General features: G+C 38.5%; 2 protein-coding genes and 1 pseudogene. All 3 read right to left on the reverse strand.

Annotation, left to right across the window (positions count from 1 at the left end):
- Positions 1–290: 290 nt before the first annotated feature.
- A pseudogene (locus tag HMPREF0381_RS14485) lies at positions 291–1,450 on the reverse strand (IS3 family transposase).
- A 101-nt stretch (positions 1,451–1,551) separates the two neighbouring features.
- Positions 1,552–2,031, reverse strand: coding sequence for a hypothetical protein (locus tag HMPREF0381_RS04470; RefSeq protein ID WP_008750699.1), 480 nt, complete (start codon positions 2,029–2,031; stop codon positions 1,552–1,554).
- 21 nt (positions 2,032–2,052) lie between these two features.
- Positions 2,053–2,718: a hypothetical protein gene (locus HMPREF0381_RS04475; protein ID WP_008750700.1), complete on the reverse strand. Its 666-nt coding sequence runs from the start codon at positions 2,716–2,718 to the stop codon at positions 2,053–2,055.
- Positions 2,719–2,999 lie beyond the last annotated feature (281 nt).

Genomic DNA, 2,999 nt, shown 5'->3' on the forward strand with positions numbered 1-2,999 from the left:
AAGGTGGACATAAGATGTACTGCTCAATTATGACCATAGTTGAAACTCTAAAAAAGAGAAATATGGGTCTAATTGAGAATATAAGGAAGTTATTCATAGGCACACCGGCTATATTTTACCCAGTGTAGTGTCAGTTGGGATGTAGCTGGGAGCTGAACTGTTACCTAATTTTTAACTGGTACCTGAGACCGCCCATCTTGTCAAGGCTGCATTCGCACCGCTTTCGCGGCAAGGCCTTGACAAGATGGTTTGGTCTCAAGAGCATTCCAACCAAGCAGCTCTAAGAGCTGCTATGCAGCATAGCGTGCCTGAAATGGAGTGCGCCCCCCGTTAAAGGTATGAGGACGTTCTGTGTTATATTCTACATAGGCATATCTTTCGATTGCTTCGTAGAGGCTTTGCTCTGTATCGTATTTGTGCTGATAAATCAGCTCATTTTTTAACGTATTGAAATACCGTTCCATAGGGGCATTGTCATAGGGACACCCCGCTTTGCTCATGCTCTGCCGAATTCCCTGGGACACACAGAATTCCACAAATTCCCTGGAAGTATATTGGCTTCCTTGATCGGAATGTAAAATCAAACGGTCCGCACGGGAGATTCCTTGCGATGAAATTACCTTCCGGACGGTACGGATTGCCAGATCGCTCGTTATTTTTTTATCGGTTACACTTGCGATCACACTTCGATCATACAGATCTAAAATAGTACAATTGTAGCGCTTTTCACCGGAACTTAGAAACAGGTAGGTGAAATCTGTACACCACCGCTGGTTCCGCTGCTTGGCTTTGAATTCATGCTTCAGGAGATTTTCAAAGACTTTGTGTGCGGTTCCCTTCTTGTAATCCGGACGCTTACGACGGGTTACAGAAAAAAGTCCCAGTTCCCTATTCATGTACTTATGAATGGTAAGATTGCTTCGAAAGATTCCCCTACGCTACAGATGCTTCTTTACCATATGATATCCGATAATTCCTCTGCGTTCATGATAAATTTGCAGGATCTCTTGCTTTATCTTTTCTTTGTACGCAAGAGAAGCCTGTTTGCGGTGCTTCCGGTAATTGTAGTAAGCATTGGGATGAATATGGAGCTGTTTCAAGAGCCAGCGAAGCCCAAAGATGGAATGATATTCCTCCAAAAATCGATAAGCCGTTACTTGATTTCCTTCGCAAAGAATGCCGCTGCTTTTTTTAAGAAGAGATTCTCCTTTTTCATTTCTTCGAGTTCTTTTCGAAGGCGAACATTCTCTTGTATGATTTCGACCTCATTCCTTCTATGTAATTGTGTTTCGGCTCTGTTTTGGCATTCTTTGCTATAGTTGCTGCACCGCTTCGAAATGCTGGCTTTGGATACTCCATATTCTTTTGTGATACTCTGTAGGGTACGACCTTGTTCCACATGAAGTCGCACAATGGTTTCTTTAAAATCTGGTGTAAACTTTTGTGACATACAAGATACCTTCCTTTTCTATATTGTATCTTATTAGCCACACCTGTTACAACATCAGCTTATCACAACAATTACAGCCAAACTCAGGTGGGTCTTTTGAGTTAATTGTCACGTTTAGCTTTATATTGTGTTAGGTGATTGAAGTCATCTTCATTTAATGATACTGTTTCTTTATTTTCACATAAGGACAATACATAATTAATAAATTGCATTCTATTTTCTGTTCGTTCACTGTAATATTTTCTAACCGTCGGATCATTAAAAAACTGCACTTTATGATTTATAGCAGGTTTATATTCTATCATGGATTCAACAAGATATTCTATATCATCTTGCATTTCTGGCGGATACCCTTCTTCAATTAGAGCATAAACACTGGCTGTTATCAAATTGCGATCATCGTCCCATTCTTCTTCGGAAGAATAATACTGTGGACACAGAAAAGGGAAATCGTTAAGCAATTCTCCTTTACGACAACAATCTTCAAACACAATAAGAGCTACATCTCGTTCTTTATTTTGGATAGAAAAAAAAATCGTATCCTTATAGTTGAATTCTAATTTAAATATATAATTTACCATTTCACCACACTCCTGCAAATGTTAAACAGTAGCTAACAATGCCGGAAGAAATTCAGGTGCTACAAAGGCAACGCCTACAGCTGTGACAAAAATACCGGCTGCAATCAGCAGGTCTTTATTCACAGACAAATTCAATTTTCTGCGGTGTATCTCTCTTTTCGCTTCCTGCATCTTTTTCAAATCTTTTTGTCCTTTTTTATAATCTTTTGAGTCTTTAACTTTCTTCTGGACATCTTTAGGAACTTTCGAACCGTCAAGAGTTTTCCCATGACTTGGTGTTCCATCTACGTTTTCTACACAATGAATATTTTTGCTATTATTATCTACATGTACATGAGGCTTAGCATTGTCAGAAGACGGTTTATCAACTCTATATGTCCAACCTTTTCCTAAATCATGTGTTTGTCCATAGCCTCTGGTAGCGATCACATCATCTAAGACAACTGGCTGAGTCCCTGAATATGAACCAGTTTCCACCCCCAAAGCTTCAAGGGCAACCTGTGACTGTTTAGCAGTTTCATCTGTGGCTTCACCGTACTGCTCTCTTTCTGATTCCGCTTTTTGTACAAGCTGTTGTATTTTGTACAATGTACTATTTTGTTCTGCGGCAAAAGCTGTAGTACCCGTTGCAAATACCATTGTTAAGACCAAGATAAAACTCATGATTTGATTTGCCAATTTTTTCATTGAAATATACCTCCTCATATTTGTTTAAATACTTACATTGATTGAATCAATCTAATATGAGGATAGTATAATAGTATAAATTGTTGTTGTTGTTCTTGTCAAGCTTTTTTGTAACACTTATGTCTAATTTTGTAACAGTTCAGCCTTGTAGGAACTGAAATAGGAACTACAGATACCGAAAATTTAGGCTCGACATTGAATATAATGAAAATAACTATTATGATAATACTGAAATGTTCATGATTTGTGGCTGTAGATCTAAAATTTGACTAGATAGCCAA

This window comes from Lachnoanaerobaculum saburreum DSM 3986, assembly GCF_000185385.1.
GTDB lineage: Bacteria > Bacillota > Clostridia > Lachnospirales > Lachnospiraceae > Lachnoanaerobaculum > Lachnoanaerobaculum saburreum.